The organism is Lactobacillus sp. UBA5813 (genome assembly GCF_002417895.1).
In the GTDB taxonomy this organism is placed as follows: Bacteria; Bacillota; Bacilli; order Lactobacillales; family Lactobacillaceae; genus Lactobacillus; species Lactobacillus amylolyticus.
This window is the reverse complement of sequence record NZ_DICZ01000009.1, coordinates 24,448-50,907: the sequence shown is the minus strand read 5'-3', so window position 1 is coordinate 50,907 and position 26,460 is coordinate 24,448. Positions and strand designations below refer to the sequence as shown.

Sequence of the window (26,460 nt, the reverse complement as noted above, 5' to 3'; positions counted from 1 at the left end):
GGTAGCAGTAAGACATAGCTGAAAGCGATAGGAGACAAAATGACAAAAAAGAAGGTTTTGGTTTTAGGCGGCTTAAGAGAAGACGCTTTAGATGAATTAAAAGCAAACTGCGATGTTACCATTGGACCTGTAGGTCATCGAATGGATGATGACAGAGAATGGGTGCGCAACCATCTTTCATAATTTGATGGCTTGATTGCAGCAAAAATGCATATTGATTGAGAAATGCTTGAACACGCTGATAATTTAAAAGTAATTTCAACTTACGGTGTGGGCTTTGATCATATTGACGTGGAAGCAGCAAAAGAAAAAGGAATCGTTGTTTCTAATTGTCCTAAGAGTGTCCTGCCGAATTAGTTTTAGCAATGATTTTTGCTTGTGCAAGAAGACTTCATTACTATGATCACAGTATGCGCGAGGGCGTTTTCCTTAACATGAGTGAGTATGATAACCAAGGATATAGTATTGAAGGCAAAACTCTAGGCATTTTAGGCTTAGGCAGAATTGGTTCTCAAGTAGCAAAATTCGGTAAGATGCTTGGAATGAAGATTATTTATTATAATCGCCATCAAACAGAAAATGACATTGATGCTAAATATGTTGATTTAGATACGCTTTTAAAAGAAAGCAACTTTTTATCTTTGAATGCTCCTTTAACTGAAGAAACACGTCATATTATTGATGCTGCGGCTTTATCTAAGATGAAAGATACTGCTTTCTTGATTAACGTAGCTCGGGGCGGATTGGTTGATCAAGCAGCCTTAGTTGATGCCCTTAAATCTGATGAAATTGCCGGTGCTGGTTTGGATGTCTTTGAGAATGAAAATGAAGTCGATGAAGAATTAGCAGGTCTTGATAATGTAATCATGACGCCACATGTTGGTAGTGCAACTCATATGGCAAGATACAATTTGTCTAAAGAAGCAAGTAAAAATATTATTTCTTATTTGATCGATGGTCAAGCCTTGAATCAAGTAAATGCATAATAAAAAAATACTAGTCTAGATCGACTAGTATTTTTTATTAATATATTTTAAATTATGTAAAGCTATTTACTTTCCAGCTGACTATGGTGATAGCCATAAACAAAATAGATAATAATGCCGATGATCATCCAAGTACCAGCCAAGATGAAAACATCGGTGTTTAACTGAAAAATCATAAAGATGCAGCATAAGCCCGAGACAACGGGAACATAAGGATAGCCTGGAACTTTAAAGCCAACATTTTTAATATCTGTGCGCGAACGCAATCTGATAATGCCAAATGAGACAAGAGTAAATGCAAACAAAGTACCGAAGCTGACCAAATTGGTTAGCTGATCGACAGAAAAGAACGCAGCACCTAATGCGATTACAATTGTTACTACCAAAAGTGCTAACTGTGGTGTATGGTGTTTGGCATCGATTTTACTAAAAACGTGTGGTAATAATCCATCTCTTGCCATCGCGTAGATTAAGCGTGAGCTAGAGTAGATCATCGTCAACATCATTGTCGCCATTCCGACCATTGCTCCTAATGACAAAAGTTCAGCCAGCCAGTCCTGATGAACATACTGCAATGCAAAAGCAACTGGATTAGCGATATCAAGTTTGGTGTAATTAACCATCCCTGTTAAAACCAGAGATACTCCCATGTATAAAATTACTGCCACAGCTAGCGTTCCAATGATTCCTAATGGCATGTTTTTTTGTGGCTGTTTGACTTCGGCAGCAGAACTGGATACAACATCAAAGCCTAGAAAGGCAAAGAAAACTGTAGTTGCTCCTTTGAAGACACCCGCCATTTTGTATGGCAAAAAGGGATGATAATTGCTAGGTTTAATAAAATTCAGGCCAACAAAAATGAAAATCAAAATAATCGCAATTTTAATAATGACTGCCGTGTTATTGATTTTAATTGAATTTTTCATTCCTTGCGCCAGCAGCAATGCAATTAAGAAGATAACTACTACCGCGATAAGGTCAAAATACACGCCTTGTTTTGGATTAAAAGGACCAGAAACTGCTTTAGGCAACTTTATTCCGAATGGTTTAATAAAGGCTGTAAAATATGATGACCAACCAGCTGCTACTGTGGCCACGGCGAGCATGTATTCAAGAATCAACGCCTATCCCATTAACCAGCCAATGAATTCACCATAGATGATATTGCCGTAAGAATAAGCTGAACCAGCTACAGGAATTGATGAGGCAAATTCAGCGTAGCACATTCCTGCTAAAACACAGATTACAGCAGCTACCAAAAAGGAAAGGCTGACGCCAGGACCGGCAGTAGTTGCTGCCACAGTACCAGGCAAAATAAAAATACCGGTGCCAATTACAGCTCCGATACCCATGGCCATTAGATCAAAAGCAGTCAACGTTCTTGAAAATTTAATATCTTCTCCTAAATAAGTTGTGATTTTTTGCTTTCGGAAAATATGCAGTTTCATGTTTATCGTACTTTCATTATTTTTTTAAACGTTTTTGGTACCAGCGATAAGCACCAAAGAAAACTAGTATTGCTAAAACGGCGACGACGATTAATGAATAATCTTCAAAAATAGTAACAATTATCTGCCATTTGCTGCCCATATATGCACCTAAGCAAATTAGGACGGTATTCCAAATTAAACTGCCTAGCGTGGTTAAAACGAGAAAATAAGTTTTATTTACTTTAGCAATTCCGGCTGGGATAGAGATTAGGCTGCGAATAACCGGGACAAAACGACCAAAAAAGATCGTTTTGATGCCGTGCTTGTCAAACCACGCGATAGAACGCTTAACATCGTCCTTTTTGAAGCCTAATTTTTTAAAAAGAGGATGCGCAAATAATTTGGTTAATCTTTCTTCAGTTAGCAAACTGCCAATCCAATAAAGAATGATTGCTCCAATTAAAGAGCCAATCGTAGAAGCAATTACTAGACCAACAATATTCATCTGCGTTTTGCCAGTCATAAAGCCGCCAAATGAAAGAATTACTTCTGAAGGAATTGGCGGAAAGACGTTTTCGATGGCAATCAGCAAAGCGATCGCCAAGTATCCAAAATGATCAATTAATGAAAAAATTCCAGGCAGACATATTAGCTCCTTAAAAGTTATTTTAATAAAAAATATATCAAACAATCAGTTTCAAAGCAATCTTTCTTTTGGCAAATGTGTAAAATAATGGAAAAATTTATAAATATGTTAAAATTTGAATGCAAAATATAGGGGGTGATTTTTTGGCAACTGAACTAATTGAAGACAAATTGAAACTCTTACCGGCCAAACCGGGATGCTATTTGATGAAAGATATTAACGGTACGGTGATTTATGTTGGCAAGTCGAAAAATTTAAAAAATCGTGTTCGTTCATATTTTAATAGCAAGCAAGTTGGCAGAAGAGCTGAATTAGTTCGTGAAATTCGTGACTATGATATCATTACTGTTTCTACTGATAAAGAGGCCTTTCTGCTTGAAATTACTCTCATTAAAAAATATCAACCTTATTATAATGTACAATTAAAGCAGGGAACAGGCTATCCTTATATTGAAATTACTAACGAACGTGATCCGCAAACCAAGCTGACCAGTGTGGTTCATAAGGATAAAGGCTATTATTTTGGACCGTATCCTAATGTCTATGCGGCACAGGCAACGCTTAAGTTTATTCAAAAAGTATTTCCATTGCGCCGTTGCAATGGCTATCAAGGCAGACCGTGTCTTTACTACCATATGGGACAATGTCTGGGAGCTTGTTTTAAAAAAGTGCCTGAAAAAGAATATGCAGAGCAGATCAAGAAAATAAAAAGCTTTCTAAATGGTGATATTGGCTGGGTTAAACAAGACTTAACGCAAAAGATGGAAACAGCTTCGCAACAATTAGAATTTGAACGAGCAGCGGAAATTCGTGATCAGTTAAAATATATTGAGGAAACAGTCGAAAAGCAAAAAATTATTTCTAATGACAACACTCAACGCGATATTTTTAATTTCTATGTTGATAAATCTTGGCTGTCAGTTCAAATCTTCTTTTTACGGCAGGCTAAACTATTAAGACGAGAAACAAGAATGTTCCCCTTGACTGATGCTGGTGAACCGGAAGATGAATTTGTTTCGTTTATCGTTCAGTTCTACAATCAAAGAAATCGTGTATTGCCAAAAGAAGTTTTAGTTCCCAAAGGAATTGACAATGAAGATTTATCCGAAGTCTTGCACGTGCCGGTGAGAACTCCGCAACGAGGACAAAAGCGTGCTCTGCTTGAGATGGCTAAAGACAACGCTAAGCTAAAACTCGATGATAAATTCCGTCTGCTAGAATTAGGCAATCGTAAAACCAAAGGCGCGCAAAAAGAAATTTTTGCAGCTTTAGGTTTGCCTTACGGTCACATTATTGAAAGTTTTGACCACTCGCATATTCAGGGAGCGGATCCGGTATCGGCATTAGTAGTGTTCAAAGATGGTGAAACTGACAAGACTTCATATCGTAAATATAAATTAAAAGGTGAAGTTGAACATCAGAACGGTGGCGATGAATTGCGCAATACTCGTGAGGTAGTGCGCAGACGTTATGGCCGCTTACTAAGAGAGCATAAAAAGATGCCTGATTTAATTTTGATGGATGGTGGTCAGATTCAGGTTGAGGCTTGTGAAGGCGTTTTGCGCAATGAGCTTAATCTGAACATTCCAGTTGCCGGTATGGTTAAAGATGATAAGCATAGAACCAATCACTTATTATTCGGCGATCCGATTAATGGGCAGCCGTTTAAACTAATTCCAATGGATCCAAAATCGCAGGGCTTTTATTTAATGACCAGAATTCAGGACGAAGTGCACCGGTTTGCGATCACTTTTCATAGAAGAACTCATGCTAAGAATGCTTTATCTAGTCGACTGGATTCAATTAAGGGTATCGGCCCAAAGAGTCGCAACAAGCTTTTGCGTCAATTTGGCTCAATGAAGAAAATCAAAGAGGCCTCAATTGATGAATTAAGAAATGCTGGTTTGACCCTAACCCAGGCACAATCTGTTAAATTAAGTTTGTAATCTCTGAAAGAATAGCTTATTATAGCCATTTCTGTGTTATTATATTAAAGTTAGAAAGACGGAAGGAGTTTTCACATGCCAACATTTGTAGATCAAACAAAAATTGAAGTTCAAGCCGGAAAAGGCGGAGATGGCATGGTTGCTTTCCGCCATGAAAAATTCGTCCCTAACGGCGGTCCAGCTGGTGGTGATGGCGGTCGTGGCGGCAGCATAATTTTTGTGGCTGATAGCGGCTTAAGAACATTGATGGACTTTAGATATCGGCGAAAGTTCAAGGCTGATAATGGTGAAAACGGTAGAATCAAGGCACAATATGGTCGTGCTGCCAAGGATCTTTATTTGAAAGTTCCTGTTGGTACGACAGTATATGATTTTGATACTAACGAAGTTATTGGTGATTTGGTTGAGAATGGTCAAGAGCTTGTGGTTGCTAAAGGTGGCCGCGGCGGAAGAGGAAACATCCATTTTGCTAATAGTGTTAATACTGCACCAGAAATTGCTGAAAATGGTGAGCCTGGTGAAGATCGCGTTCTGCGTTTAGAGCTGAAAATGTTGGCTGATGTCGGTTTGGTCGGCTTTCCTTCAGTGGGCAAATCAACTTTGCTGTCAGTAGTAACCAAAGCCAAACCAAAAATTGCGGCATATCAATTTACTACGTTAACGCCAAACTTGGGCATGGTAATCTTGCCTGATGGTCGCGACTTTTCAATGGCGGATTTGCCAGGATTAATTGAAGGTGCAAGTCAAGGCGTTGGCTTAGGGATGCAGTTTTTACGGCATATTGAACGTACCAAGGTTATTTTGCATTTAGTGTCAATGGATCCAAATAATGGTCGTGAAGCAATCGAAGACTATCATGCTATTAAGAAGGAATTGGCTAATTACACCACTGACTTAACTAAAAAACGCGAATTGATCGTTGCAACGCAAATGGATATTCCTGGTGCTGATCAGAAGTATCAAGAATTTAAAGATGCATTAGCACAAGAGAAGATTGGTGAACCGGTTTATGCGATTTCCAGCGTAACTCATCAAGGCATCAATGAATTAATGCGCGATGCAGCTAACTTAGTAGAAAAAGTTGAAGAAGAACGCAGCCAAACTGAAGAAAAACCAGTGGCTGTTCAGAAGAATAAAGAATATAAATTCAAAGCACCAAAGACTAATAAGTTTACAGTTGAAAAAGTGGATGAACATGCATTTATCGTTAAAGGTGAGGGACTTGAACGATTGGTGCAAAGAATCAATTTGGATCACCAAGATGGAATTATGCTACTTGCACGTAAATTGAACAATCTTGGCGTTGATGAGGCCTTAAGAAAGGCTGGCGCAGAGAATGGCGATGATGTTGCAATTGGTGACTTTAACTTTGAATTTGTACAATAACTTGGAGAGTATTTGAGAATTTAATAATGAAAAAGAATCGGTTTATTACAGGATATTCAGGACTCAGAGCGTTAGCGGTAATTGGCGTTATTCTATATCATCTTGATCCGAATACGTTTGTTGGTGGCTATCTTGGCGTACTGATCTTTTTTGTGCTTTCAGGATATCTGGTTACTGACCATATGCTGCGGTCATACCAGGAAAAAGGTAGTTATGATAATAAACGATTTTACTTGCATCGGATTAAACGCTTATACCCGCAATTAATTGCTGTATTGTGGCTTTCCTCTGCCTGGATAGTACTTTTTCAAAGAAATTTACTGGCAAAATTAAATCAAATTGTGATCAGCAATTTGCTGAATGTTTATAATTTTTGGCAAATTTTAAATGGTCAAAGCTATTTTGAAAGATTTGTCAGTAATGGATCACCATTTACGCATTTATGGACGATGTCCATAGAAGGGCAATTTTATATTCTGTGGCCAATTGTCATCTTTTTATTAGTAAAATTTGCTCGTTCTCGTAAACATATTTTTTGGATCATATTTGCCTTTTCACTGCTTTCTGCGTTAGAAATGGCAATTCTGTACCTTAGAGGGGCCGATATTAACCGAATCTATTATGGTACTGATACTCGCTTTTTCTCACTTGGACTAGGTGCTGCAATGGCAGTGATCTGGCCAGTTGAAAATTTGCGGTCATCGATTGCAAAGCGTAATAGTCGAATATTGGATCTGACAGGGTTGATTGCTTTTGTTGGCATGCTGCTCATGTTCTTCAGCAGTACAATGAACCCACAAACAGCATTTACATATTGTGGTGGAATGCTTATCTTCTCCATTTTGACGACAATTATGATTGCAATTATTGCGCATCCAGGCAGTCATTGGAATCGGATCCTTACTAATCCTGTCTTCAGTTGGATAGGTTCTCGCAGCTATGGAATATATCTGTATCAATTTCCGGTTATGATCTTCTTTGAAGATAAGATGACTGATATTGGCGATCACGCTACTCTTTATCATATTATTGAAATAATCTTGATATTGTTAATCAGCGAAGCAACTTATCGTTTGATTGAACGACCAATGGGACGAATTACGTGGCCAGGCACCAAAAATTATTTCAATCATTTATTTGATATGAGAAATAATAATTGGTCTAAAAAAGTTATGGCCGCTTTTGTCGCTTTTGTTTTAATAATTGGCAGCATTGGAATAGCAATTTCACCAACAGCTAAAAGGGTTGACTTCAATAAAACGCAATTAGCTAAGAGAATTAAAGCCAATCGCGCAAAACAGCAAAAAGATAATCAAGCGCTAATTAAAAAATTTAAAAAGGCACCTAAGAAACAAAAGACAAGCAAGGTTGTTCAAAAGGCCAAAAAAGAAGCCAAAAAGCATCCAGTGAACAAGAGCTACGTTAAATATGGTATTTCTCAAGTTGATTTACAGTTGGCTCAACAAATGCCAGTAACGGCAATCGGCGATTCCGTAATGGCCGGCTCAAGCAATGACTTAAAGCAGTTAATGCCTAAGGCAATCATTGACGCTGCTGTGTCAAGGCAAATGAATGTTGCTTTTGGATTGCTAAGCAGCTATCAAAATCAAGGTGCACTTGTTGATAATGTCTTAATTGGTTTAGGAACCAACGGACCTTTCTCAATGGGTGATTTAGATCGATTGATGAATCAGGTTGGAAAAAAGCGGCATGTGTTCTGGATTAATACTCATGTACCAACTAGACAATGGCAAGATCAAGTTAATAGCTTGCTTGACCAAGCCCAAAAACGTTATGATAATTTTACGGTTATTAATTGGTATGGATATTCAAAGAATCATCCAAATTGGTTCTATCAAGATAAAACTCACCCTACGCCAAAAGGATCGAAATATTATAGTGCATACATTGTAAAAACAATTGTGAAGCATGCAAAATTTTAGAATAGGAAAGTAGTTCATGGAATTACAATTTTTAGGAACTGGGGCTGGTCAGCCTTCAAAGCAGCGCAATGTTGCTGGACTGGCTTTAAAGCTATTAGACGAACTCAATGAAATTTGGTTGTTTGATGTTGGTGAGGCTACACAGCATCAAATTTTAAAGACAAATATTCGTTTAATAAAGGTAACTAAAATATTTATTTCACATAATCATGGAGATCATATCTTTGGGTTGCCCGGCTTGCTAGCCACGCGTTCTTTTCAAGGGGATGTAGGACCGTTAACAATTTATGGACCACCAGGTTTAGAGCAATTCGTTAAAACCTCATTGCGCGTTTCACGTACTAAAGTTTCTTATCCAATAAAATTCGTTGAGTTAACTGAGGGCGGACTGATTTATCAAGGAAAAGATTTTAGAGTTTATACAGAAAAATTAGATCACCGAGTTCCGAGTTTCGGTTATCGTATTGTCGAAAACTCTCGGCCTGGTGAGCTTTTGATGGATAAACTTGCGAAATATCATATTCCAAATGGACCTTTATATGGTAAATTAAAGGCGGGCGAGCAAATCGCTTTGGCAGACGGTACTATTTTGAATGGAAAAGACTTCTTGGGACCAGCAAGACCCGGAAGAATTGTAACAATCATATACGATACTCGTTCAACCCCTAATATTGCCAAATTGGCGCAAAATGCGGATGTATTGGTTCATGAATCAACATTTGCTGGCAATGAAGCCAAGTTGGCTCATTCATATTACCATTCAACTTCTGTTGAAGCAGCGCAAGTTGCCCGTGATAATGGCGTAAAGAAATTGTGTTTAGACCATATTTCAGCCAGATATTTGGGCAATAAGGCTAAGCGTTTAGAAAAACAAGCTAAGAAAGTTTTTCCTAATACAATATTAGTTAATGATTTGGATCAAATTAATATTCCAATGAAAGGAACAAATTAAGATGAGTAATTCTTTAAGAAATAAGGTAGTCGTAGTCACAGGTGCTTCTAGCGGCATTGGACGTTCAATTGTGCTAGAGAGTGCCGGACGTGGTGCAACAGTTATTTTAATTGCACGAAACGAAGGCAAGCTAAATGAAATTGCTTCTGAAGCTAAAGAATTATCAGGAACTGATGCATATGTTTTCCCAACTGATATGGGTAAGGCAGATGAAATCGAAGCAACCTTTAAGAAAATTATTGCCAGCGTCCAACATATTGATTTCTTGGTAAATTGTGCCGGTTTTGGCAAGTTTGAAACCTTTATGGACAGTGATATGCAAGATGCCACCAATATGTTCCAAGTAAATGTTCTCGGACTGATGTACTTTACTCGTTTGGTAGGTCGGGTAATGATGGAAGAAAGGACTGGTCAAATTATTAACTTTGGTTCAATTGCCGGTAAAGTTCCAACAACCAAATCTGCAGCTTATAGTGCATCCAAGGCTGCAGTGATTCAATTTTCAAATGTATTGCGCTTAGAATTGAAGCCATTTGGCGTTAAAGTTATGACGGTCAACCCAGGCCCTGTTTATACCAATTTCTTTAATATTGCTGACAAGACTGGTAATTACGTCAAAAATGTTCAAGCATTCATGCTTGATCCTGATGATGTTGCTTGGCAAGTTGTTCACTACTTCGGTAGCGATAAGCGGGAATTGAATTTGCCGATTAGCTTGGCAATTGCAGCAAAATTCTATAATTTGTTCCCAACGATAGGTGATATTATTTCACTCAAAGTGGCTTCTAGAAAGTAAGAAAATGAAATTGAAGAATAAACGACAGATAAATTTGATTATTAGTTTAATTTTAGCTTTATTAGCAGTAATTTTCGTTGTTTTAAATACAAAGCTAGTAGAAATCAATTTTGGATTGTTTTCATTTAAATTACCGTTAATTATTGTCTTAGTGGTGATGATTATCATCGGTGTTTTGCTAGGTTATTTTTTAGGACATGATCAGCAAATTGTTAAGAAGAAAAATTAATAATCTTGATTTATCAGTGATTCAATAGTATCATTGAAGCATATGAGTGATTAGGCTCACTTTTTAGTGTGGTCGAAGCTTAAGTCTACAATAAAGGAGATCAAAATCAATGGCAGTTCCAGCAAGACATACTTCTAAACAAAAGAAACGTTCTCGTCGTGGTCATATTAAGTTAACTGTCCCAGCAATGCACTATGATGCAACTACTGGTGAATACCGTTTAAGCCACCGCGTTTCACCTAAGGGTTATTACAAGGGTCGTCAAGTTGTTAACAAGAACAGCGAAAGCGACAATAAGTAATTAAAGGACACCGGTTTGTGGTGTCTTTTTTTATGCCTAAATTCGAAGGGAAAATTATGAAATTAGTATTTTTACATTCAAGTGATACCCATGGCTTTTTATTGCCGACAGACTATCAGAATAAAAACAATTATGAAGCGCCTTTTAGTTTGAGTCGAGTAAGTACTGCTATTAAGACTGAAAAAAATAAATTCGGCGCAGATCATGTTGTGGTGACAGATGCCGGAGATTGCTTGCAAGGATCTCCACTTGCTTCGTATGCACATTCTACTGGTGATTACCGGGACTTGGCAATTTTTACCGAAGCCTACAATAAAGTAGGCTACGATGCACGTTGTCTAGGAAACCACGACTTTAATTTTGGACAAGATTATTTAACCTATTATATCGATAACAATAAAGCACCAATCATCAATGACAATATTTTGGATGCAGAAACCAATGTACCAGCTTTTGGCAAGGAATATCAAATTATTGAAAAAAGTGGAATTAAGATCGGGATTTTAGGAATTACAACTCAATATATTCCGCACTGGGAACCTAAAGAAAACATTGCTGGGTTAAAATTTATTTCTGCTTATGAACAGATAAAGCATTATGCAAAAATCTTAAAACCAAAAGTAGATATTTTGGCAGTAATATATCATGGCGGCTTTGAGAGCGATCCTGTAACTGGTGAAGCGACAGAACCACATCATGGAGAGAACGAAGGCTATAAGATTTTAACCGAAATCCCGGAAGTAGATGTCTTTTTGACAGGACACCAACACCGCCGGTTAAATGTAGTATCAAAAAATACCGCAATTGTTCAACCAGGTTATCGTGGAGAAGCTATTGCGAAAGTTATGCTTGATATTGATGAAAAAACAAAAAAGATCAACAGCATGTCTACTAAATTAATTGATACTAAAGATTATGAACCTGATCCAGAAATTGTAGAGCTTGTTCATAATTTAGACGAACGAACTCAAAAATGGTTAGACCAGCCAATTGCTAATTTGAGTGAACCTGCACCGATTGAAGACGCAATGAAAGGGCGTTTGCAAGGAGCCCCATTTATTAATTTGCTGCAGCAAATGCAGCTTTGGTTTACCAAGGCAGATGTGTCTGCTACTGCTGTTATGAGTGAGAAGGCTAAGGGATTCGGCAAAGAAGTTACAATGCGTGATGTTTTGCTCAATTATCCTTATGCCAATCAGCTTTGTCGCGTAAAACTAACCGGTAAACAGCTGCGTCATATTATTGAACATAGTGCAAGTTTTCTAAAAAAGGATACTGATGGCAAAATCAAATTCCTTGATCGCTGGATCAAACCTAAGCCATTGCTGTATCATTTTGATGTCTTTTATCCAATCGAATACGAAGCAGATATTTCTAAACCAGCCGGTGAACGTTTAACTAAGCTTGTTTTAAATGGCAAGCCGATCGAAGATGATAAGATTTATCATTTAGCAGTCAACAATTATCGTGCAATGGGTGGCGGTTTCTATCCAGAATACAGCATGGATAAAATTGAATTTACGCTGGATAAAGATTATGTTCAAATGTTTTCGGAATATTTAACTCATGGGCCGATTAAAGTAGATACAACACATAATTATCGTTTTTACTAAAAAAATAACCGTTAGTCAGATGACTAACGGTTTATTTTTTTATTCTACTTAAGATTTGAAAACTTGCTTTTGTCTTTATGCGAATGAGCAGTGATGGTTGGAATAATTGCTGCAAAGAGGATACCAAAGACAACTCCAATAATAAGAGATTCTTTTGGATTAAAAGCACTTTGGGTTAAAGGAGCAGCAATAAAGCCAATAACCATCATGTAAATAACGCTCCATACAATAGTTACGATATAGCGACCCATAATCATTCCTTCTTTCATCTCACGATTTTATCAAAAATAAAGAATGTTTTCAATCCATTAATTTAAAGGTGATTTGTTATACTGTTTATGAAAGAACAGGAGGCCAAACAATGAAAATTGCAGCATTGCAAAATCTAAGTGCTTTTTCTTTGCTGGAAAGTCCAACTAGAGTTAAAGATTTGCTTACGACTGCCAAAAAAAGAAATTATGGTGCCGTTGCTTTAACAGATATCAACGTGACTTATGGATTGGTCAATTTTTTTGAGTTGGCTAAAGAGGTCGGCATTAAAGCTCTGCTGGGGATGCAAATCAGAATCAATGGTTTGATTGATCCTACTTCAAAATATGATTTGATTGCAATCGCCAAAAGCAATGCTGGCTACCATAATTTGTTACGCCTTTCTAGTGCAATCAATTTGCTGACAGATAATGGTGACAATAATAAAATTCTTACTCTAAAAGAATTGACTAAGTATTTAGATGAAATGGTTATAATTGTCCCGGCTAATCAGCATAGTGAGCTGGTAATGCTTTCGCAGCGCAATGATCAGTTGGGAGCCGATTTTGTTCGTGAATTAAAAGAGATTGTTCCTGCCACAAGTCAGCTATATTTAGGCGTTTACGCAAGCAAGAATCAAAATAATTACATTGATTATATTCAGTCTTTAGCAAAGCAATTTGCTTTACCTCTTGTTGCGACTGAAGATTGTCAGTATTTAAATCCGCAAGATCACTTTTTGCGTAAAACTTTGCAGGCAATAAAACAAGGGGATAAGCTGCAAGATATCGTTCCCCTTTCTAAACAAACAGGATCGCATTATTTGGCAGAGGGAGAAGAGCTTCTTTCTCGCTATCACGATTTCTACCTAGATCAAGCCTTGAATAATACTTGGAAAATCGCAGAAGAATGTAATGCTGAAGTGATTTTTCAAAAGCCAGTTCTGCCAAAATATCATCAAGATAAATTCGCTAGTTCGAAAGAGTATTTGCTTTATTTGGCTCAGAACGGCTTAAAGGCACGTTTTAAGGGTAAAAACGTCCCAGAAGCTTATCAAAAACGGTTGCGTTATGAGCTAGATGTAATAAATCGCATGGGTTTTGATGATTATTTTTTAATCGTTTGGGATGTAATCAATTATTGCCATAGAGTTGGCATTACTACTGGTCCCGGACGTGGGTCAGCATGTGGGTCTTTAGTTTCCTATGCCTTAAGAATTACCGAAGTCGATCCGCTAGAATATCATCTTCTTTTTGAAAGATTTTTAAATCCAGCTCGACATGAAATGCCTGATATTGACTTGGATATCCCCGATATTAGGAGAGACGATGTCATAAAATATATGTATCGTAAATATGGGATGGATCATGCAGCTCAAATTTTAACTTTTGGTACCTTGGCGGCAAAACAAGCGCTGCGGGATACTGGTCGCGTTTTTGGATTAAGTGTGGTTGAACTTAATAAATGGGCTGACGCTGTTCCATATTCAAAAGGAAAAATCACATTGAATGAAGCCTATCAGGAGTCTCGCCAGACGCGCTTGATTGTTGATTCAACATCTGAGAATAAGCTTCTTTTTCAAACGGCACGCGCTTTGGAAGGGTTGCCGCGTCATTATTCAATTCATGCGGCCGGATTAGTAATCAGTGATAATTCGATTGCCAGCATTTCAGGCTTGCAAGCCGGTAAATTGGGGATTCCTGTAACACAGCAAACCAAAAAATATGTTGAATCATTAGGTTTGTTAAAAATTGACTTTTTGGGTTTACGCAATCTAACCATTTTAGGCAATACCTTAGCTTTAATTAAAAGTCAGGGAATAAATATCGATCCCAACAAAATTCCATTAAACGATGCAAAGACTTTAGAATTGTTTCGTGCAGGTAAAACTGATGCTGTCTTTCAATTTGAATCTGAAGGCATTAGAAAAGTTCTTCGAAAGCTGGCACCTGATAATTTTGAGGATTTAGTTGCGGTTAATGCCCTTTACCGTCCAGGTCCAATGCAGAACATAGATACTTTTATTGCACGTAAAAAAGGGGAGCAAGCTATTGTTTATCCGGATCCAAGCTTGAAGCAAATTCTAGCTCCTACTTATGGCATCTTGGTTTATCAGGAACAGGTCATGCAGACTGCTCAAATTTTAGCAGGCTTTAGTTTAGGCGAGGCTGATCTTCTTCGCAGAGCCATGTCTAAGAAAAATCAAGCATTGATTGAACAAGAAAAAGCGAAGTTCATTGAAGGGACAATTCAAAAAGGTCACTCTAAGCAAGTAGGTGAACGCGTTTATCAATATATTGAGCAATTTGCCAACTATGGCTTTAACAGGTCGCACGCTGTCGCTTATACCAAAATTGCTTATTGGCTAGCCTATTTAAAGGTTCATTATCCAGCTGCTTTTTATACTGCATTGCTGAATTCTTCAGGGGCAAGCAAATTAAAGGTCCAAAATTATATCATGCAGGCGCAAGAAGCAGGAATTAGAGTTTTGCCACCAGACATCAATCAAAGCGGTTTAGATTTTAAACTACTAAAAGGACAAATTTTAGTGGGTTTAAAGGCAATCAAGGGACTGCGAAATGATTTTACGAAAAGCATTGTTCAGCTAAAAAAGCCGATAAAATCACTTGATGATTTTTTACGTAAAATTGAGCTGAAATATTTGCAGTTAGATCCAATTAAAGCGCTGATCATGGCAGGCTGTTTTGATCATTTAAATGATAATCGCAATGAATTGCTGGTAAATTGCAAAGAAATGATTGAAAATGTGCAATTAACGGGGCAAAATCTTTCATTGTCCGAGATTCTTGGGGATGCACCGATCAAGAAAGCAGCGGCTCCAACAAGCGGTCAACGCGCTGATATGGAAGAAAAAGCGTTGGGATTTTCTACCACAACTACACCATTGATCGCCGTTCAAAAGTATGCGCAAAAATTTAACGCTAAGGCCTTGAATCAAGTTGATATCAATGAAAACAGTGTCTGTGTTGGGAAGTTAATGAAATTAAAATTAATTAGAACCAAGAAAGGACAAACGATGGCTTTTGCCAGCTTTGCAGATTCAAGCAGTCAGCAGGAAGTTACGATTTTTCCACGAATTTATGATCAAATACATTCAGTACTTAAAGAGGGCGACATTTATTTGCTGGGTGTAAAGTGTCAGGGCGATCGTTACAATTCTAGCAAAAAGCAATATTTGTTAACTAACTTGAAACGCGTGAACTTTAAAGAATAAATAAAATTTTTACCCTATTGTCAGTGATGTAAGCGCTATTATTTAAATTTACCATTAATTCAACAAATAAAAGGATTTTTTATGAGATTTTTAGCTCGAAAAATGGTAAGATTTAGTTGATGTGAGAAATTACACAAATAATCATGATGAGGTGAATTCATGAAACGGATTGGTATTTTAACTAGTGGTGGCGACGCCCCTGGTATGAACGCAACAATCAGAGCGGTTACTAAGACTGCAATCCATCACGGACTTGAAGTAATGGGTATTCGTTATGGTTTTGCTGGCTTGGTTGCAGGTGACTTCGTTCCGCTTACTGCGGAAGACGTTGACCATAAGATCAACCAAGGTGGTACTTTCTTGTATTCTGCACGTTATCCTGAATTTGCACAAGAAGATGTGCAAAAGAAGGGTGCAGAGCAATTAAGAAAGCACGGTATTGATGCTGTTATCGTTATTGGCGGTGACGGATCTTACCACGGTGCTTTAGCTTTAACACGTCTTGGTATTAATTCAGTTGGTTTGCCAGGAACTATTGATAATGACATTCCTTATACTGAATATACTATCGGTTATGATTCTGCTTGTCGTACTGCTATGGACGCAATCGATAAGATTCGTGACACAGCAAGCAGTCACCACCGCGTGTTCATTGTTAATGTAATGGGCCGTGAATGCGGCGACATTGCAATGCGTGTTGGTGTAGCTAGTGGAGCGGATGCAATCGTTGTTCCTGAACGTGACTACGATATCAAGAAGATTGCTAAGACTCTTAAGCAAGGTTTTGCTGATGGCAAAGACCATGGTCTTGTTGTATTAGCTGAAGGTGTTATGAGTGCTGATGACTTCAGAAAAGAACTTTTGAAGTATGGTGACTTTGACGCTCGTGCTAATGTACTTGGCCATATGCAACGTGGTGGTTCACCAACTGTCGCAGATAGAGTAAATGCTACTAAGATGGGTAATTATGCTGTTAACTTACTTCTTGATGGTAAAGGCGGTTTAGCTGTCGGCATGGAGAATGGTAAGTTAAATACCCACGACATTCTTGATCTGTTTGATGGTAAACATGAAGGCGACTACTCACTGTTGGATGTTAATGAAGAAATGACTAAAGATTAGTCGATTTTTTGGAGAGGATTTTTTAAATAATGAAGAAAACTAAGATTGTTAGTACTTTAGGGCCAGCTTCAAACGATATTGAAACTATTACCGCTTTAGCAAAAGCTGGTGCAAACGTATTCCGTTTCAACTTCTCACACGGTGATCACGCAGAACACTTGGCACGTATGAAGATGGTTCGTCAAGTGGAAAAGGATACTGGTATACTTCTTGGTATCGACCTTGATACTAAGGGTGCTGAAATCAGAACCACTGAACAAGAAGGCGGCAAGTTCACTATTAACACTGGTGACAAGATCCGTATTTCTATGGATGATACCAAGAAGGGTAACAAGGACATGATCCACGTTACCTACGAAGGGTTGTACGATGATACCCATGTTGGCGGTCACGTATTGATCGATGATGGTTTGGTTGACCTTTTGATCAAGGAAAAGGATGACGCTAAGAGAGAACTTGTTTGTGAAGTTCAAAACACTGGTGTCATCGGTTCAAAGAAGGGTGTTAACGCACCAGGTGTTGAAATCCGCCTTCCAGGTATCACTGAAAAAGATACTAACGATATTAAGTTTGGTTTACAACATGGTATTAACTTCATTACTGCTTCATTTGCACGTAAGGCTCAAGATATCTTAGATATCCGTAAGCTTTGTGAAGAAGCAGGTGCTGACTACGTTAAGATCTTCCCTAAGATTGAATCTCAAGAAGGTATTGACAACGCAGACGAAATCTTACAAGTTTCAGATGGTTTGATGGTTGCTCGTGGTGACATGGGTGTTGAAATTCCATTCATGGAAGTTCCATTTGTACAAAAGGACTTGATCAAGAGAGCTAATGCACTTGGTAAGCCAGTTATCACTGCTACTCAAATGCTTGACTCAATGCAAGAAAACCCACGTCCAACTCGTGCCGAAGTTTCTGACGTTGCTAACGCTGTTCTTGATGGTACTGACGCAACTATGCTTTCAGGTGAATCAGCAAATGGTTTGTACCCAGTTAAAGCTGTTAAGGCTATGGCTGAAATTGACGAACGTACTGAAAAGCAATTGCTTAAGCGTAACACTTTAGCTCTTCAAAGATTCGAAGAATACAAGGGCTCAAACGTTACTGAAGCTATTGGTGAATCAGTTGTACGTACTGCTCAAGAATTGGGCGTTAAGACTATCATCGCAGCAACTAATTCAGGTTACACTGCTCGTATGATTTCTAAGTACCGTCCAAATGCAGACATTATTGCTATGACCTTTGACGAAAAGATCCAACACTCATTGGGTATCGTTTGGGGCGTAATTCCTGTATTGACTAGAAAACCTAAGTCAACTGATGACATGTTCGAAATGGCTGCTAAAGTTGCTAAGGAAAAGGGCTTAGTTAAGGATGGCGACCTTGTAATTATCGTTGCTGGTGTTCCAGTTGGTGAATCTGGTACTACTAACGTAATGAAGTTACAAATCATTGGTCACAAGCTTGCACAAGGTTTGGGTGTAGGTAATGGCTCAGTTGTTGGTAAGGCTGTAGTTGCTAACTCAGCTGAAGAAGCTAACAGCAAAGTTAAGGAAGGCGACATCTTAGTTTCTAAGGTAACTGACCCTGACTACATGCCAGCTATTAAGAAGGCTTCAGGCTTAGTTGTTGAAGCTTCTGGTTTGACTTCACACGCCGCAGTTGTTGGTTTGTCATTAGGTATCCCAGTTGTTGTTGGTACTACTGATGCAACTGATAAGATTTCTGATGGTACTACTATCACTGTTGATGCACGTCGTGGTGCTATTTACCAAGGTGAAATCTCAAACCTTTAATCAATTAAGATTAATTAAAAAGTAAATAAAATAGTCAGCTAGCGCGGCTGGCTATTTTATTTTGCACAAATTTTGCGTATACTGGTAAAAGAAATATGTAAAGTAGGAGATTAATATGCTTGGAACTATTCAAACTGGAAAAGTAACCGACCAAAATGAAAATGCATTTTTTGTCCAAATTGATGGAATTACTTACGAATTAAAAAAACATGAGCTAACTCAGGATGAAATTCCTAAAGTTGGCGATCAAGTCACAGGCTTTATTTATGATAATAAGAAGCATGAACGTGAAATGACGCAATTTTTGCCTTTCGCTGGTCCAGATCAATATGGCTGGGGCAAGGTAACCGAAGTTCGTTATGGTTTAGGAGTTTTCGTTGATGTAGGCTTACCAGATAAAGACATCGTTGTTTCTATGGATGATTTGCCACTGGATAAAGAAAGGTGGCCTCGAAAAGACGATCGTCTTTTAGTTCGTCTTGAAACTGACGAAAAAGAACGAATTTGGGCAAAACTAGCAGATGAAAATATTTTCGAACAATTGTCTGCAAGTTTTCCAAACAATATGAACAACAAAAATGTATTTGCGACTGTTTACTCAAGTAGAGAAATAGGTGCATTCGTTTTAACGAATGAATATTATCTTGGATTTGTTCCTGAATCACAAATGGGTAGGACTTTGCACTTAGGTGAGCAATTTAAAGGTCGGGTAATTGGCATTAGTCAGTACGGTCGACTTAATTTAAGCAATTTGCCGCGTGCCTTTGAAGAAATCGATGATGATGCACAAATGATTTTGATGAGTTTGCGTCGTAAGGAGACCAAAACTTTACCGTTTTATGATAAGTCAGACGCTCAAGAAATTAAGAACTATTTTGGCATTTCAAAATCAGCATTTAAACGTGCATTGGGCCACTTATTAAAGGAAAAATTGATTGTTGAAGATAAAGAAAACGGAACTATTACTTTAATTAAAGATTCTGAACAAAAAGATGACTAAATTAAATGATCAAATTGAAGATTATCTGCGTTTTGGACAAATTGAACGTGGATTAAGTGAAAATACGATAACTGCGTACAGACAGGATTTGACAGAGTTTTTAAATTTCTTGCAACAGGAAAAAATAGATTCTTGGCCGACTGAGGCAGTCGAAATAGATGCTTTTTTAGCAAGGCAAAAAGATTTAAATAAAGCTTCAAGTTCGATCAGTCGCATGATTTCTAGTTTACGCAAGTTTTATCAGTGGCTTGCCAGACAAAATATTCAAAAATTAAATCCAATGATTGAAATTGATTCTCCTAAAAAGCAGTGGCGTTTGCCAGTTGCTTTAACACAAGATGAAATGGATCGGCTGTTAGCTGCCCCAAACGTTGAGAAAAAGTTGGGTCTGCGTGACCGCGCATTATTAGAAATGATGTATGCAACTGGAATGCGGGTTAGCGAAGTAATCAATTTACAGCTAGAAGATGTTCATCCAGATTTGAAATTGATCAAGGTGTTTGGCAAGGGGTCAAAAGAACGTCTGGTTCCTGTAAGCAACATTGCTTTGGATTGGCTTGCAAAATATGAAAAAGAAGTTCGTGAATCTTTAGTTCTAAAACAAGGAAGAAATACAGAATTTGTCTTTTTAAATAATCGAGGTGGTTCTTTAACCCGTCAAGCTGTATGGCAAATTATTAAACACTACTGCCAGCTTGCAAATATCAATAAGGACGTTACTCCTCATACTTTAAGACATACTTTTGCTACGCACTTATTAGAAAATGGTGCGGATTTAAGGGTTGTTCAAGAAATATTAGGTCACTCCGATATCAGTACGACTCAGATATATACTAATTTGACACAAAAACATATTCTTGAGGTGTACAGAGAAACACATCCAAGGGCTTAGGTGATTAGATGCTAATTCAATATAAAAAAGATTTTGAAAAAACAACAATGGGGTTGTTGTCTTATTTACCGGACTTTAAAAATCTTGACAATTTAAAAGATGAAATGAGATTAAATCAGGCCAAGAATGATTTTCAGCTTTTTCTGTATCGTAATGATGAATCGAACATTATTGGTGTGATTGGTACGCAAAATGATGATCATTTTATTGTAATTCGCTATCTCTCGCTAGCACCAGGATATCGTGATGAAGAGCATGAACGGAAAATTCTGTCTGATTTAAAGGATAATTATCCAAATAAAAAAATCACGGCTTTGCCCGAATTTACTTATTTATTGAAGCTGGATAAGAATAATGACTAAAAAAGATAATTTAACATTAGAACTGCCTAACTTTGAAGGACCATTAGATCTTTTGCTTCATTTGATCAGATCACAGAAAATTGATATCTATGATATTCCAATTGCCCAAATTACCAGTCAGTATCTGGATTATTTAAAAAAGATGCAGCAACTAAATTTACAAATTGCTGGAGAATATTTTGTGATGTCATCCGCTCTTTTACGGATTAAATCGCAATATCTTTTGCCTCAAAATGATTTTGTTGATGATGATGAACAAGCGGAAGACCCGCGAGATGAACTGGTTCAACAACTGGTGCAGTATTCTGTTTTTAAAAAGATATCAAGCTTTTTTAAAGAAAAAAATGAAGAAGTCCCAGTTGTTGTTGCAAAGGAACCAAGTATTTCTAAAGACCAAAAAATTCAACCATTACCGTTAGGACAAATTACTGAAAAAGAATTGGGCGCAACTTTTGCGATGATCATCCACAAAATTAAACTTAAACAACCCAGTTCAGTAGCAATTAAAGTGCAGGAAACGCCAATCGGTGAAATGATTTCTTACTTAAAAGACAGAATTGATAAAGAAGGCAAAGTAAGTTTCTTTTCCTGTGTGCCGCGAATGAATAATTTGTCCGATGTAATCGGGCTCTTTTTAGCAAGCCTTGAATTATGTAAAAAGCACTTAGTTGTATTAAAACAAAACTGTACTTTTGGTGATTTAGAGATAGAAAGAAAAAAATTAGCATGGCAACAAAATTAGGAAAACTTGAATCATTGCTCTATATAGCAGGTGATAATGGTTTAAGCATTAAGAATCTATGTGAATTGCTGCATGTAACTGAGACAGAGCTTAATAATTTAACGGTTAAGCTTAAACGAAAATACGAAAATGATCCTGATTCTGGCTTGCAGGTAATTCAAATTAATGATTTATTCAAAATGACTACTAGCCCTGATACGGGCGAAATAATCGAAAAGTACTTTTCAAAAGATTTGACTAAAACATTGAGCCAATCCGCACTTGAAATTCTTTCAATTGTGGCATATCGTCAGCCAATTACGAGAGTAGAAATTGATGATATTCGCGGTGTAAACTCATCAGGTGCTTTGCAAACTTTGGTCTGGCGGGGATTAATTAAAGCAAATGGCAAAAAAGATGCACCAGGACATCCAAATTTATATGTAACGACAGATTATTTCTTACAGTATTTTAATTTCAAGAGTTTGGCTGATTTGCCTTTAATTGAAGATTTTGAAGATGAGAATTTTGAAAATGAAAGACTAGATCTCGAACAGAATGATTCTGATCAAAAAGGAGAAGAATAGATGACTTTAGAAAGATTGCAAAAAGTTATTGCAGAGGCTGGGATCGCTTCTAGACGTAAAGCAGAAAAAATGATTGTAGCTGGACGTGTAAGAGTTGATGGCAAATTAGTGACTAAATTAGGTACCAAAGTCGATACATTTAGTACGATCACCGTGGATGATGAACCAATTGAACGTGAAAGTCTGCACACTTATCTTTTTTATAAACCACGTGGTGTCGTTTCGACAGCTCATGACGATAAGGGAAGAAAAACAGTAGTCGATTACTTTGAGGATTTGCCATATCGTTTATATCCAGTAGGTCGTCTCGATTACGATACTTCTGGCTTGCTGTTGATGACAAATGATGGCAAATTAGCCAACCTGTTAATGCATCCCAAAAACGAAGTTCCTAAAGTATATGTGGCAAAAATAGAGGGAATTTTGGAACCAGATCAAATTATGACGCTTAAAAAGGGTGTCAAAGTGGATGGAAGAAAATGTGCACCAGCCAAGGTGAAGATTTTAAAGACAAATCAAAAGAAGAACAATCAAATTGTTCAATTAACCATTCACGAAGGTCATTACCATCAAGTCAAAAGAATGTTTAAAGCCGTTGGTCATCCTGTAGAAAAACTCTCCAGAGAGCGCTACGCTTTTTTGGATTTGCATGCGCTTACTTCTGGACAATATCGGGAATTAACGCGTGAAGAAGTTGACAGATTGAAACAGGTTGACTAAACTTAGATTGAACAATTAAATATTAGTGTGTTGTCTTCAGGGTAGGGTGAAAGTCCCGACCGGCGGTAAAGTCCGCGACCCACGAGAGTGGTTGAATTTCGAAAGAATACCGATAGTTAAAGTCTAGATGGAAGAAGACAGACCAACTTAAAAGAAATTTATACTTGCTTTTAAAAGTCTGTTGCTGAAGCAACAGGCTTTTTGTTTTTGTCTTAGGAGGAAAGTAAATATGAAGCGTAAGCATTCTAGCAATCTAACCAATTTGATTGCATTTGCTTTAATTGGTGCAATTGCATTCGTTGTTCAAAAATTTGAGTTTCCAATTATTCCTGGCGTAGGATTTCTAAAATTTGATTTTTCAGATGTGGTTATTACAATTGGAACCTTTTTGTTTGGTGCCTGGGCAGGAGTGCTCATTACACTGATTAGGACTTTATGTGGTTTAATTTTCGGTGGTTTCGCGTTACCGACAATTGTGGGACAAATAGCTGCCTTTTTGGCAAGTTTATCGTTTGCATTGCCATTTTATTTTTTATCCAAAAAAGTATCAGAAGAAAATCGGCACTCACTTTCGAATTGGCTCAAACCAATTTTTGGCTTAATACTTGGAATTTTAATGATGACGCTTGTTATGGCTTTAACGAATGCATTCATTTTAACTCCTGTATATGCATTGACATCGATGGCAAAAATCCCCGCAATTTCAAGTTATCAGGCCTTATACAACTTTACTGTAAAGAATTATTTGGGAGGATTGCTTCATTTGCCATCAATGCAGGCTTATATTTTTGGAATTATTGTTCCGTTCAATTTGCTCAAAGGTGCAGTTAACTCGGTGGTTGTATATATTTTGTTTGAAGCAACTTTAAAAAATATTAAACCGTTTGTACAAAAGAAATTTAACCTATAGCTATCAAAGACGCAATCTAATGCGTCTTTTTATTTTATTTGGCTTCACTGAGACCTATTCTATGCTAAAATTTGTTTAGTCAATAAATTAGGAGGAAAGCTAAATGGATAACAATCCAAAAGGTCCTTATAAACATTATGAGCGACCGACTGAGGGCAGAGCCAATGAAGATGAAAAGTCGGGCGGACACTGGGGCGTAGTAATCAGTGTTTTAATTATTATCTTGGCAGTTTTGGTGCCTGTAGTGCATAAAGTTGCATCACAGCATATTCAACAGACTGAACAGCCAACTGAAGTTCAAAAAGTAAAGAAGACTGAATCTAGTTCTGAAAATAAGACTTCAAAGAAAAGCAGCAGTTCTTCTGTTAAATCTAAAGCCAAGCAATCAGCTAAAAAGAGCTCCGAAACGACTAAACAAAGCAGTTCAAGCAACTCAAGCGATAGTACGCCAGCTACCTATGTTGTACAAGATGGCGATTCATTAACTAGCATTGCTGAAAAATATGGCATAAGTGTTGATGAGTTAGCAAAATTGAATAATTTATCCAATACTTCTAATATTGCAGCCGGTGATACTCTTAAGTTGAAATAAAAATTAGGAAAGGATTGAAGGAGACCGTAAAGTTTCTTTTTTAGATAGAATGCAAGTAGCAATTGATGGCCCTGCTTCAGCAGGAAAAAGTACAGTAGCAAAAATTATTGCCAAGAAATTGTCTTTTGTACATATAGATACAGGTGCCATGTATAGAGCATGCACTGTAATTGCACGCAATCATGGCTTAGATTATGGCGATGAAAGTGGTATTTTAAAGGCAATTGATCAAGATGGCATTGAATTAAAATCAGAAAACGGCGAACAAAAAGTTTATTCTGCAGGAAAGGACATTTCAGTCGAAATCAGAACTCCTGAGATCTCTGCCAATGTCTCACAAGTTTCCGCTTTGCCTAAAGTACGTGAAAAGATGACGACTTTGCAAAGACAAATGGCAGGCAAGACTGATGTAATCATGGATGGCCGTGATATTGGAACTACGGTTTTGCCAGATGCTGAAGTCAAAATCTTTTTAGTTGCTTCGGCTCGTTCAAGAGCAGAACGTCGTTTGCTTGATTTAAAACAACGAGGAATTAAATCTGATCAGACCGTTGATCAAATTGAGAAGGATATTGCAGCTAGAGATTATAAAGATTCTCACCGTAAAGTTTCGCCATTAAAAAAGGCAGATGATGCAATTGAAGTTGATACAACTAGCATGACAATTGACCAAGTTGTCGATCGAATTTTAAGTGAAATAAAAAAATCAAAAAAGATCAAAAAAATTGAAAAAAATAGCACAAAATAGTAGAAAAATATCTCAGTTTCCTTTAAAATGGGAGATGATATTGGGAGGTACATATGTCAGAAAACAGTAATCAATTTTTAGACGCATTAAAGCAAATGCAAGGAGTTGAGGTCGGAGATATTGTCGATGTCGAAGTATTAGACGTTGAAGACGGCCAAATTGATGTTGGTGTAGAAAACGCCGGTGTCGAAGGTGTTATTACCCATCGTGAATTCACTTCAGATCGCAACGCTGATTTGCGCGATTTAGTAAAAACAGGCGACAAGTTCAAGGCTTTAGTTTTAAGAAGAGCTGGTGGAGATAAGGAAAACGGTGAATTCTTCTTATCAGTAACTCGCTTAAAGGAAAGAGAAGCTTACAACAAGTTGCAAAAGGACTATGAAGCAGGTACTCCAATTGAAGGTACTGTAACTTCATCGGTTCGTGGTGGTTTGCTTGTTGACGTTGGTACTAGAGGTTTCTTACCAGCTTCATTAATTTCAAACCGCTATGTTTCAGATCTTAAGCCATACATTGGTAAGACTATGAAGCTTAAGATTACTGAAATTGATCCTAAAAAGAACCGTTTGATTCTTTCACACAAGGATTTAATTGAAGAAGAACGTGAAGAAGCATTTGATAAGGTTGCTTCACAATTAGTTGTTGGTGATGTTATCGAAGGTAAAGTATCTCGCTTAACTAACTTCGGTGCATTCATTGATGTTGGTGGTGTTGATGGCTTAGTCCACATCTCCGAAATTTCTTACAAGCATGTTGACAAGCCAAGTGATGTCTTGAAGGTTGGTCAAACTGTTAAGGTTAAGGTCATTGGTATTGACAATGACAGAAATCGTATCTCCTTGTCAATTAAGCAAACTGAACCTTCACCATTTGAACAAGCTACTGCAAACTTACATAGAGGCGATATTTTTGAAGGTGAAGTTAAGTCATTAACTAACTTTGGTGCCTTTGTTGAAGTTGCTGATGGTATCCAAGGCTTAGTACACGTTTCAGAAATTTCAAACAAGCACGTTGACAAGCCAAGTGATGTTTTGAAGGTTGGTCAAACTATTAAAGTTAAAGTTTTGAACATTGACCCGAGTGATAGAAGAATCTCACTTTCTATTAAAGCTGCAGATTCAAATGCTTCTTCAAACGAAAGTTCTCGTCCACGTCGTTCACGTAACGAAAACTCAGTAAACAAGAAGTACATGGGTAACGATGATAACGGCTTTGCTTTAGGTGACATTATTGGTGACCAATTAAAAGACCGTAAATAATCGTATTTAAGAAAAGCCGACTTCTGTCGGCTTTTT

The 26,460-nt window shown here is 37.5% G+C and carries 24 protein-coding genes, 2 pseudogenes and 1 riboswitch; of the genes and pseudogenes, 23 read left to right on the top strand and 3 right to left on the bottom strand.

Going from position 1 to position 26,460, the window contains the following annotated elements; genetic code table 11:
- Positions 1 to 39 precede the first annotated feature (39 nt).
- Positions 40 to 183 (top strand): hypothetical protein, encoded by a 144-nt coding sequence (locus tag B2008_RS01730; protein WP_281828763.1) that lies wholly within the window; start codon positions 40 to 42, stop codon positions 181 to 183.
- A gap of 24 nt (positions 184 to 207) precedes the next feature.
- Positions 208 to 986, top strand: a pseudogene (locus B2008_RS01725) (NAD(P)-dependent oxidoreductase).
- A 62-nt stretch (positions 987 to 1,048) separates the two neighbouring features.
- Here B2008_RS01725 and B2008_RS01720 read toward each other — a convergent pair.
- Together B2008_RS01720 and B2008_RS01715 are read right to left on the bottom strand one after the other, a co-directional pair.
- Positions 1,049 to 2,434, bottom strand: a pseudogene (locus B2008_RS01720) (amino acid permease).
- Positions 2,435 to 2,450: 16 nt separating this feature from the next.
- Entirely contained in the window at positions 2,451 to 3,059 is a 609-nt protein-coding gene (locus B2008_RS01715; RefSeq protein WP_281828819.1) for a DedA family protein, read from the bottom strand.
- Positions 3,060 to 3,205: 146 nt separating this feature from the next.
- Here B2008_RS01715 and uvrC point away from each other — a divergent pair, with 146 nt between their 5' ends.
- From uvrC to B2008_RS01675, 8 genes are all read left to right on the top strand, one after another.
- The gene (gene uvrC, locus B2008_RS01710; RefSeq protein ID WP_281828765.1) at positions 3,206 to 5,008 is read left to right on the top strand and encodes an excinuclease ABC subunit UvrC; all 1,803 of its coding nucleotides are present in this window, start codon (positions 3,206 to 3,208) and stop codon (positions 5,006 to 5,008) included.
- Between the two features lie 75 nt (positions 5,009 to 5,083).
- The gene (obgE, locus tag B2008_RS01705; protein WP_281828767.1) at positions 5,084 to 6,394 is read left to right on the top strand and encodes a GTPase ObgE; all 1,311 of its coding nucleotides are present in this window, start codon (positions 5,084 to 5,086) and stop codon (positions 6,392 to 6,394) included.
- 26 nt (positions 6,395 to 6,420) lie between these two features.
- A complete protein-coding gene (locus tag B2008_RS01700) occupies positions 6,421 to 8,337 on the top strand; it encodes an acyltransferase family protein (protein WP_281828768.1) in 1,917 nt (638 codons plus the stop codon).
- 16 nt (positions 8,338 to 8,353) lie between these two features.
- Positions 8,354 to 9,289, top strand: a complete 936-nt coding sequence (gene rnz, locus B2008_RS01695) for a ribonuclease Z (RefSeq protein ID WP_281828769.1) — start codon at positions 8,354 to 8,356, stop codon at positions 9,287 to 9,289.
- A 1-nt stretch (position 9,290) separates the two neighbouring features.
- Positions 9,291 to 10,085, top strand: a complete 795-nt coding sequence (locus B2008_RS01690) for an SDR family NAD(P)-dependent oxidoreductase (RefSeq protein ID WP_281828771.1) — start codon at positions 9,291 to 9,293, stop codon at positions 10,083 to 10,085.
- A 4-nt stretch (positions 10,086 to 10,089) separates the two neighbouring features.
- On the top strand, positions 10,090 to 10,314 hold the full coding sequence (locus B2008_RS01685) for a lipopolysaccharide assembly protein LapA domain-containing protein (protein WP_281828773.1): 225 nt from the start codon (positions 10,090 to 10,092) through the stop codon (positions 10,312 to 10,314).
- 109 nt (positions 10,315 to 10,423) lie between these two features.
- Complete coding sequence (rpmF, locus tag B2008_RS01680) at positions 10,424 to 10,615, top strand: 50S ribosomal protein L32 (RefSeq protein WP_006352554.1); 192 nt, start codon at positions 10,424 to 10,426, stop codon at positions 10,613 to 10,615.
- Between the two features lie 56 nt (positions 10,616 to 10,671).
- The gene (locus B2008_RS01675; RefSeq protein WP_281828775.1) at positions 10,672 to 12,228 is read left to right on the top strand and encodes a bifunctional metallophosphatase/5'-nucleotidase; all 1,557 of its coding nucleotides are present in this window, start codon (positions 10,672 to 10,674) and stop codon (positions 12,226 to 12,228) included.
- A 44-nt stretch (positions 12,229 to 12,272) separates the two neighbouring features.
- Here B2008_RS01675 and B2008_RS01670 read toward each other — a convergent pair whose 3' ends face one another.
- Entirely contained in the window at positions 12,273 to 12,479 is a 207-nt protein-coding gene (locus tag B2008_RS01670; protein WP_281828777.1) for a YjzD family protein, read from the bottom strand.
- Positions 12,480 to 12,589: 110 nt separating this feature from the next.
- Here B2008_RS01670 and B2008_RS01665 point away from each other — a divergent pair, with 110 nt between their 5' ends.
- From B2008_RS01665 to rpsA, 13 genes are all read left to right on the top strand, one after another.
- Positions 12,590 to 15,712, top strand: a complete 3,123-nt coding sequence (locus tag B2008_RS01665; protein ID WP_281828778.1) for a DNA polymerase III subunit alpha — start codon at positions 12,590 to 12,592, stop codon at positions 15,710 to 15,712.
- 159 nt (positions 15,713 to 15,871) lie between these two features.
- Positions 15,872 to 16,834 carry a 6-phosphofructokinase gene (gene pfkA / locus B2008_RS01660; RefSeq protein WP_281828779.1) on the top strand — a complete coding sequence of 321 codons (963 nt, stop codon included), beginning with the start codon at positions 15,872 to 15,874 and terminating at the stop codon, positions 16,832 to 16,834.
- Positions 16,835 to 16,863: 29 nt separating this feature from the next.
- Complete coding sequence (pyk, locus tag B2008_RS01655) at positions 16,864 to 18,633, top strand: pyruvate kinase (protein WP_281828781.1); 1,770 nt, start codon at positions 16,864 to 16,866, stop codon at positions 18,631 to 18,633.
- A 115-nt stretch (positions 18,634 to 18,748) separates the two neighbouring features.
- Complete coding sequence (locus B2008_RS01650) at positions 18,749 to 19,633, top strand: CvfB family protein (protein ID WP_281828783.1); 885 nt, start codon at positions 18,749 to 18,751, stop codon at positions 19,631 to 19,633.
- A complete protein-coding gene (xerD, locus tag B2008_RS01645) occupies positions 19,626 to 20,525 on the top strand; it encodes a site-specific tyrosine recombinase XerD (protein ID WP_281828785.1) in 900 nt (299 codons plus the stop codon). The genes B2008_RS01650 and xerD overlap by 8 nt, the downstream gene beginning before the upstream one ends.
- An 8-nt stretch (positions 20,526 to 20,533) precedes the next feature.
- Positions 20,534 to 20,887, top strand: coding sequence for a hypothetical protein (locus tag B2008_RS01640; protein ID WP_006352546.1), 354 nt, complete (start codon positions 20,534 to 20,536; stop codon positions 20,885 to 20,887).
- Positions 20,880 to 21,629: a segregation and condensation protein A gene (locus B2008_RS01635; RefSeq protein WP_281828787.1), complete on the top strand. Its 750-nt coding sequence runs from the start codon at positions 20,880 to 20,882 to the stop codon at positions 21,627 to 21,629. The genes B2008_RS01640 and B2008_RS01635 overlap by 8 nt, the downstream gene beginning before the upstream one ends.
- Complete coding sequence (gene scpB, locus B2008_RS01630; protein ID WP_281828790.1) at positions 21,614 to 22,195, top strand: SMC-Scp complex subunit ScpB; 582 nt, start codon at positions 21,614 to 21,616, stop codon at positions 22,193 to 22,195. Before B2008_RS01635 ends, scpB begins: the two co-directional genes overlap by 16 nt.
- A complete protein-coding gene (locus B2008_RS01625) occupies positions 22,196 to 22,915 on the top strand; it encodes a pseudouridine synthase (protein ID WP_127345646.1) in 720 nt (239 codons plus the stop codon).
- A 28-nt stretch (positions 22,916 to 22,943) separates the two neighbouring features.
- Positions 22,944 to 23,058: riboswitch (FMN riboswitch) on the top strand.
- An 86-nt stretch (positions 23,059 to 23,144) separates the two neighbouring features.
- Complete coding sequence (locus B2008_RS01620; protein ID WP_281828793.1) at positions 23,145 to 23,825, top strand: ECF transporter S component; 681 nt, start codon at positions 23,145 to 23,147, stop codon at positions 23,823 to 23,825.
- Positions 23,826 to 23,928: 103 nt separating this feature from the next.
- Positions 23,929 to 24,417 carry an SAG1386/EF1546 family surface-associated protein gene (locus tag B2008_RS01615; protein ID WP_281828795.1) on the top strand — a complete coding sequence of 163 codons (489 nt, stop codon included), beginning with the start codon at positions 23,929 to 23,931 and terminating at the stop codon, positions 24,415 to 24,417.
- Between the two features lie 49 nt (positions 24,418 to 24,466).
- Positions 24,467 to 25,165: a (d)CMP kinase gene (gene cmk, locus B2008_RS01610; protein WP_281828797.1), complete on the top strand. Its 699-nt coding sequence runs from the start codon at positions 24,467 to 24,469 to the stop codon at positions 25,163 to 25,165.
- Between the two features lie 53 nt (positions 25,166 to 25,218).
- A complete protein-coding gene (rpsA, locus tag B2008_RS01605; RefSeq protein WP_281828799.1) occupies positions 25,219 to 26,424 on the top strand; it encodes a 30S ribosomal protein S1 in 1,206 nt (401 codons plus the stop codon).
- The last annotated feature ends 36 nt before the right edge of the window (positions 26,425 to 26,460 follow it).

Excerpts from the sequence above, each read along its gene's own strand:
- cmk (WP_281828797.1), top strand. The coding sequence starts at position 24,467 with ATGCAAGTAGCAATTGATGGCCCTGCTTCAGCAGGAAAAAGTACAGTA.
- pfkA (WP_281828779.1), top strand. The coding sequence starts at position 15,872 with ATGAAACGGATTGGTATTTTAACTAGTGGTGGCGACGCCCCTGGTATG.
- B2008_RS01690 (WP_281828771.1), top strand. The coding sequence starts at position 9,291 with ATGAGTAATTCTTTAAGAAATAAGGTAGTCGTAGTCACAGGTGCTTCT.
- pyk (WP_281828781.1), top strand. The coding sequence starts at position 16,864 with ATGAAGAAAACTAAGATTGTTAGTACTTTAGGGCCAGCTTCAAACGAT.
- obgE (WP_281828767.1), top strand. The coding sequence starts at position 5,084 with ATGCCAACATTTGTAGATCAAACAAAAATTGAAGTTCAAGCCGGAAAA.
- B2008_RS01685 (WP_281828773.1), top strand. The coding sequence starts at position 10,090 with ATGAAATTGAAGAATAAACGACAGATAAATTTGATTATTAGTTTAATT.
- B2008_RS01625 (WP_127345646.1), top strand. The coding sequence starts at position 22,196 with ATGACTTTAGAAAGATTGCAAAAAGTTATTGCAGAGGCTGGGATCGCT.
- rpmF (WP_006352554.1), top strand. The coding sequence starts at position 10,424 with ATGGCAGTTCCAGCAAGACATACTTCTAAACAAAAGAAACGTTCTCGT.
- B2008_RS01650 (WP_281828783.1), top strand. The coding sequence starts at position 18,749 with ATGCTTGGAACTATTCAAACTGGAAAAGTAACCGACCAAAATGAAAAT.
- B2008_RS01640 (WP_006352546.1), top strand. The coding sequence starts at position 20,534 with ATGCTAATTCAATATAAAAAAGATTTTGAAAAAACAACAATGGGGTTG.
- B2008_RS01620 (WP_281828793.1), top strand. The coding sequence starts at position 23,145 with ATGAAGCGTAAGCATTCTAGCAATCTAACCAATTTGATTGCATTTGCT.
- rnz (WP_281828769.1), top strand. The coding sequence starts at position 8,354 with ATGGAATTACAATTTTTAGGAACTGGGGCTGGTCAGCCTTCAAAGCAG.
- B2008_RS01635 (WP_281828787.1), top strand. The coding sequence starts at position 20,880 with ATGACTAAAAAAGATAATTTAACATTAGAACTGCCTAACTTTGAAGGA.
- B2008_RS01665 (WP_281828778.1), top strand. The coding sequence starts at position 12,590 with ATGAAAATTGCAGCATTGCAAAATCTAAGTGCTTTTTCTTTGCTGGAA.
- B2008_RS01670 (WP_281828777.1), bottom strand. The coding sequence starts at position 12,479 with ATGGGTCGCTATATCGTAACTATTGTATGGAGCGTTATTTACATGATG.
- B2008_RS01615 (WP_281828795.1), top strand. The coding sequence starts at position 23,929 with ATGGATAACAATCCAAAAGGTCCTTATAAACATTATGAGCGACCGACT.
- B2008_RS01675 (WP_281828775.1), top strand. The coding sequence starts at position 10,672 with ATGAAATTAGTATTTTTACATTCAAGTGATACCCATGGCTTTTTATTG.
- xerD (WP_281828785.1), top strand. The coding sequence starts at position 19,626 with ATGACTAAATTAAATGATCAAATTGAAGATTATCTGCGTTTTGGACAA.
- B2008_RS01700 (WP_281828768.1), top strand. The coding sequence starts at position 6,421 with ATGAAAAAGAATCGGTTTATTACAGGATATTCAGGACTCAGAGCGTTA.
- rpsA (WP_281828799.1), top strand. The coding sequence starts at position 25,219 with ATGTCAGAAAACAGTAATCAATTTTTAGACGCATTAAAGCAAATGCAA.
- B2008_RS01730 (WP_281828763.1), top strand. The coding sequence starts at position 40 with ATGACAAAAAAGAAGGTTTTGGTTTTAGGCGGCTTAAGAGAAGACGCT.
- scpB (WP_281828790.1), top strand. The coding sequence starts at position 21,614 with ATGGCAACAAAATTAGGAAAACTTGAATCATTGCTCTATATAGCAGGT.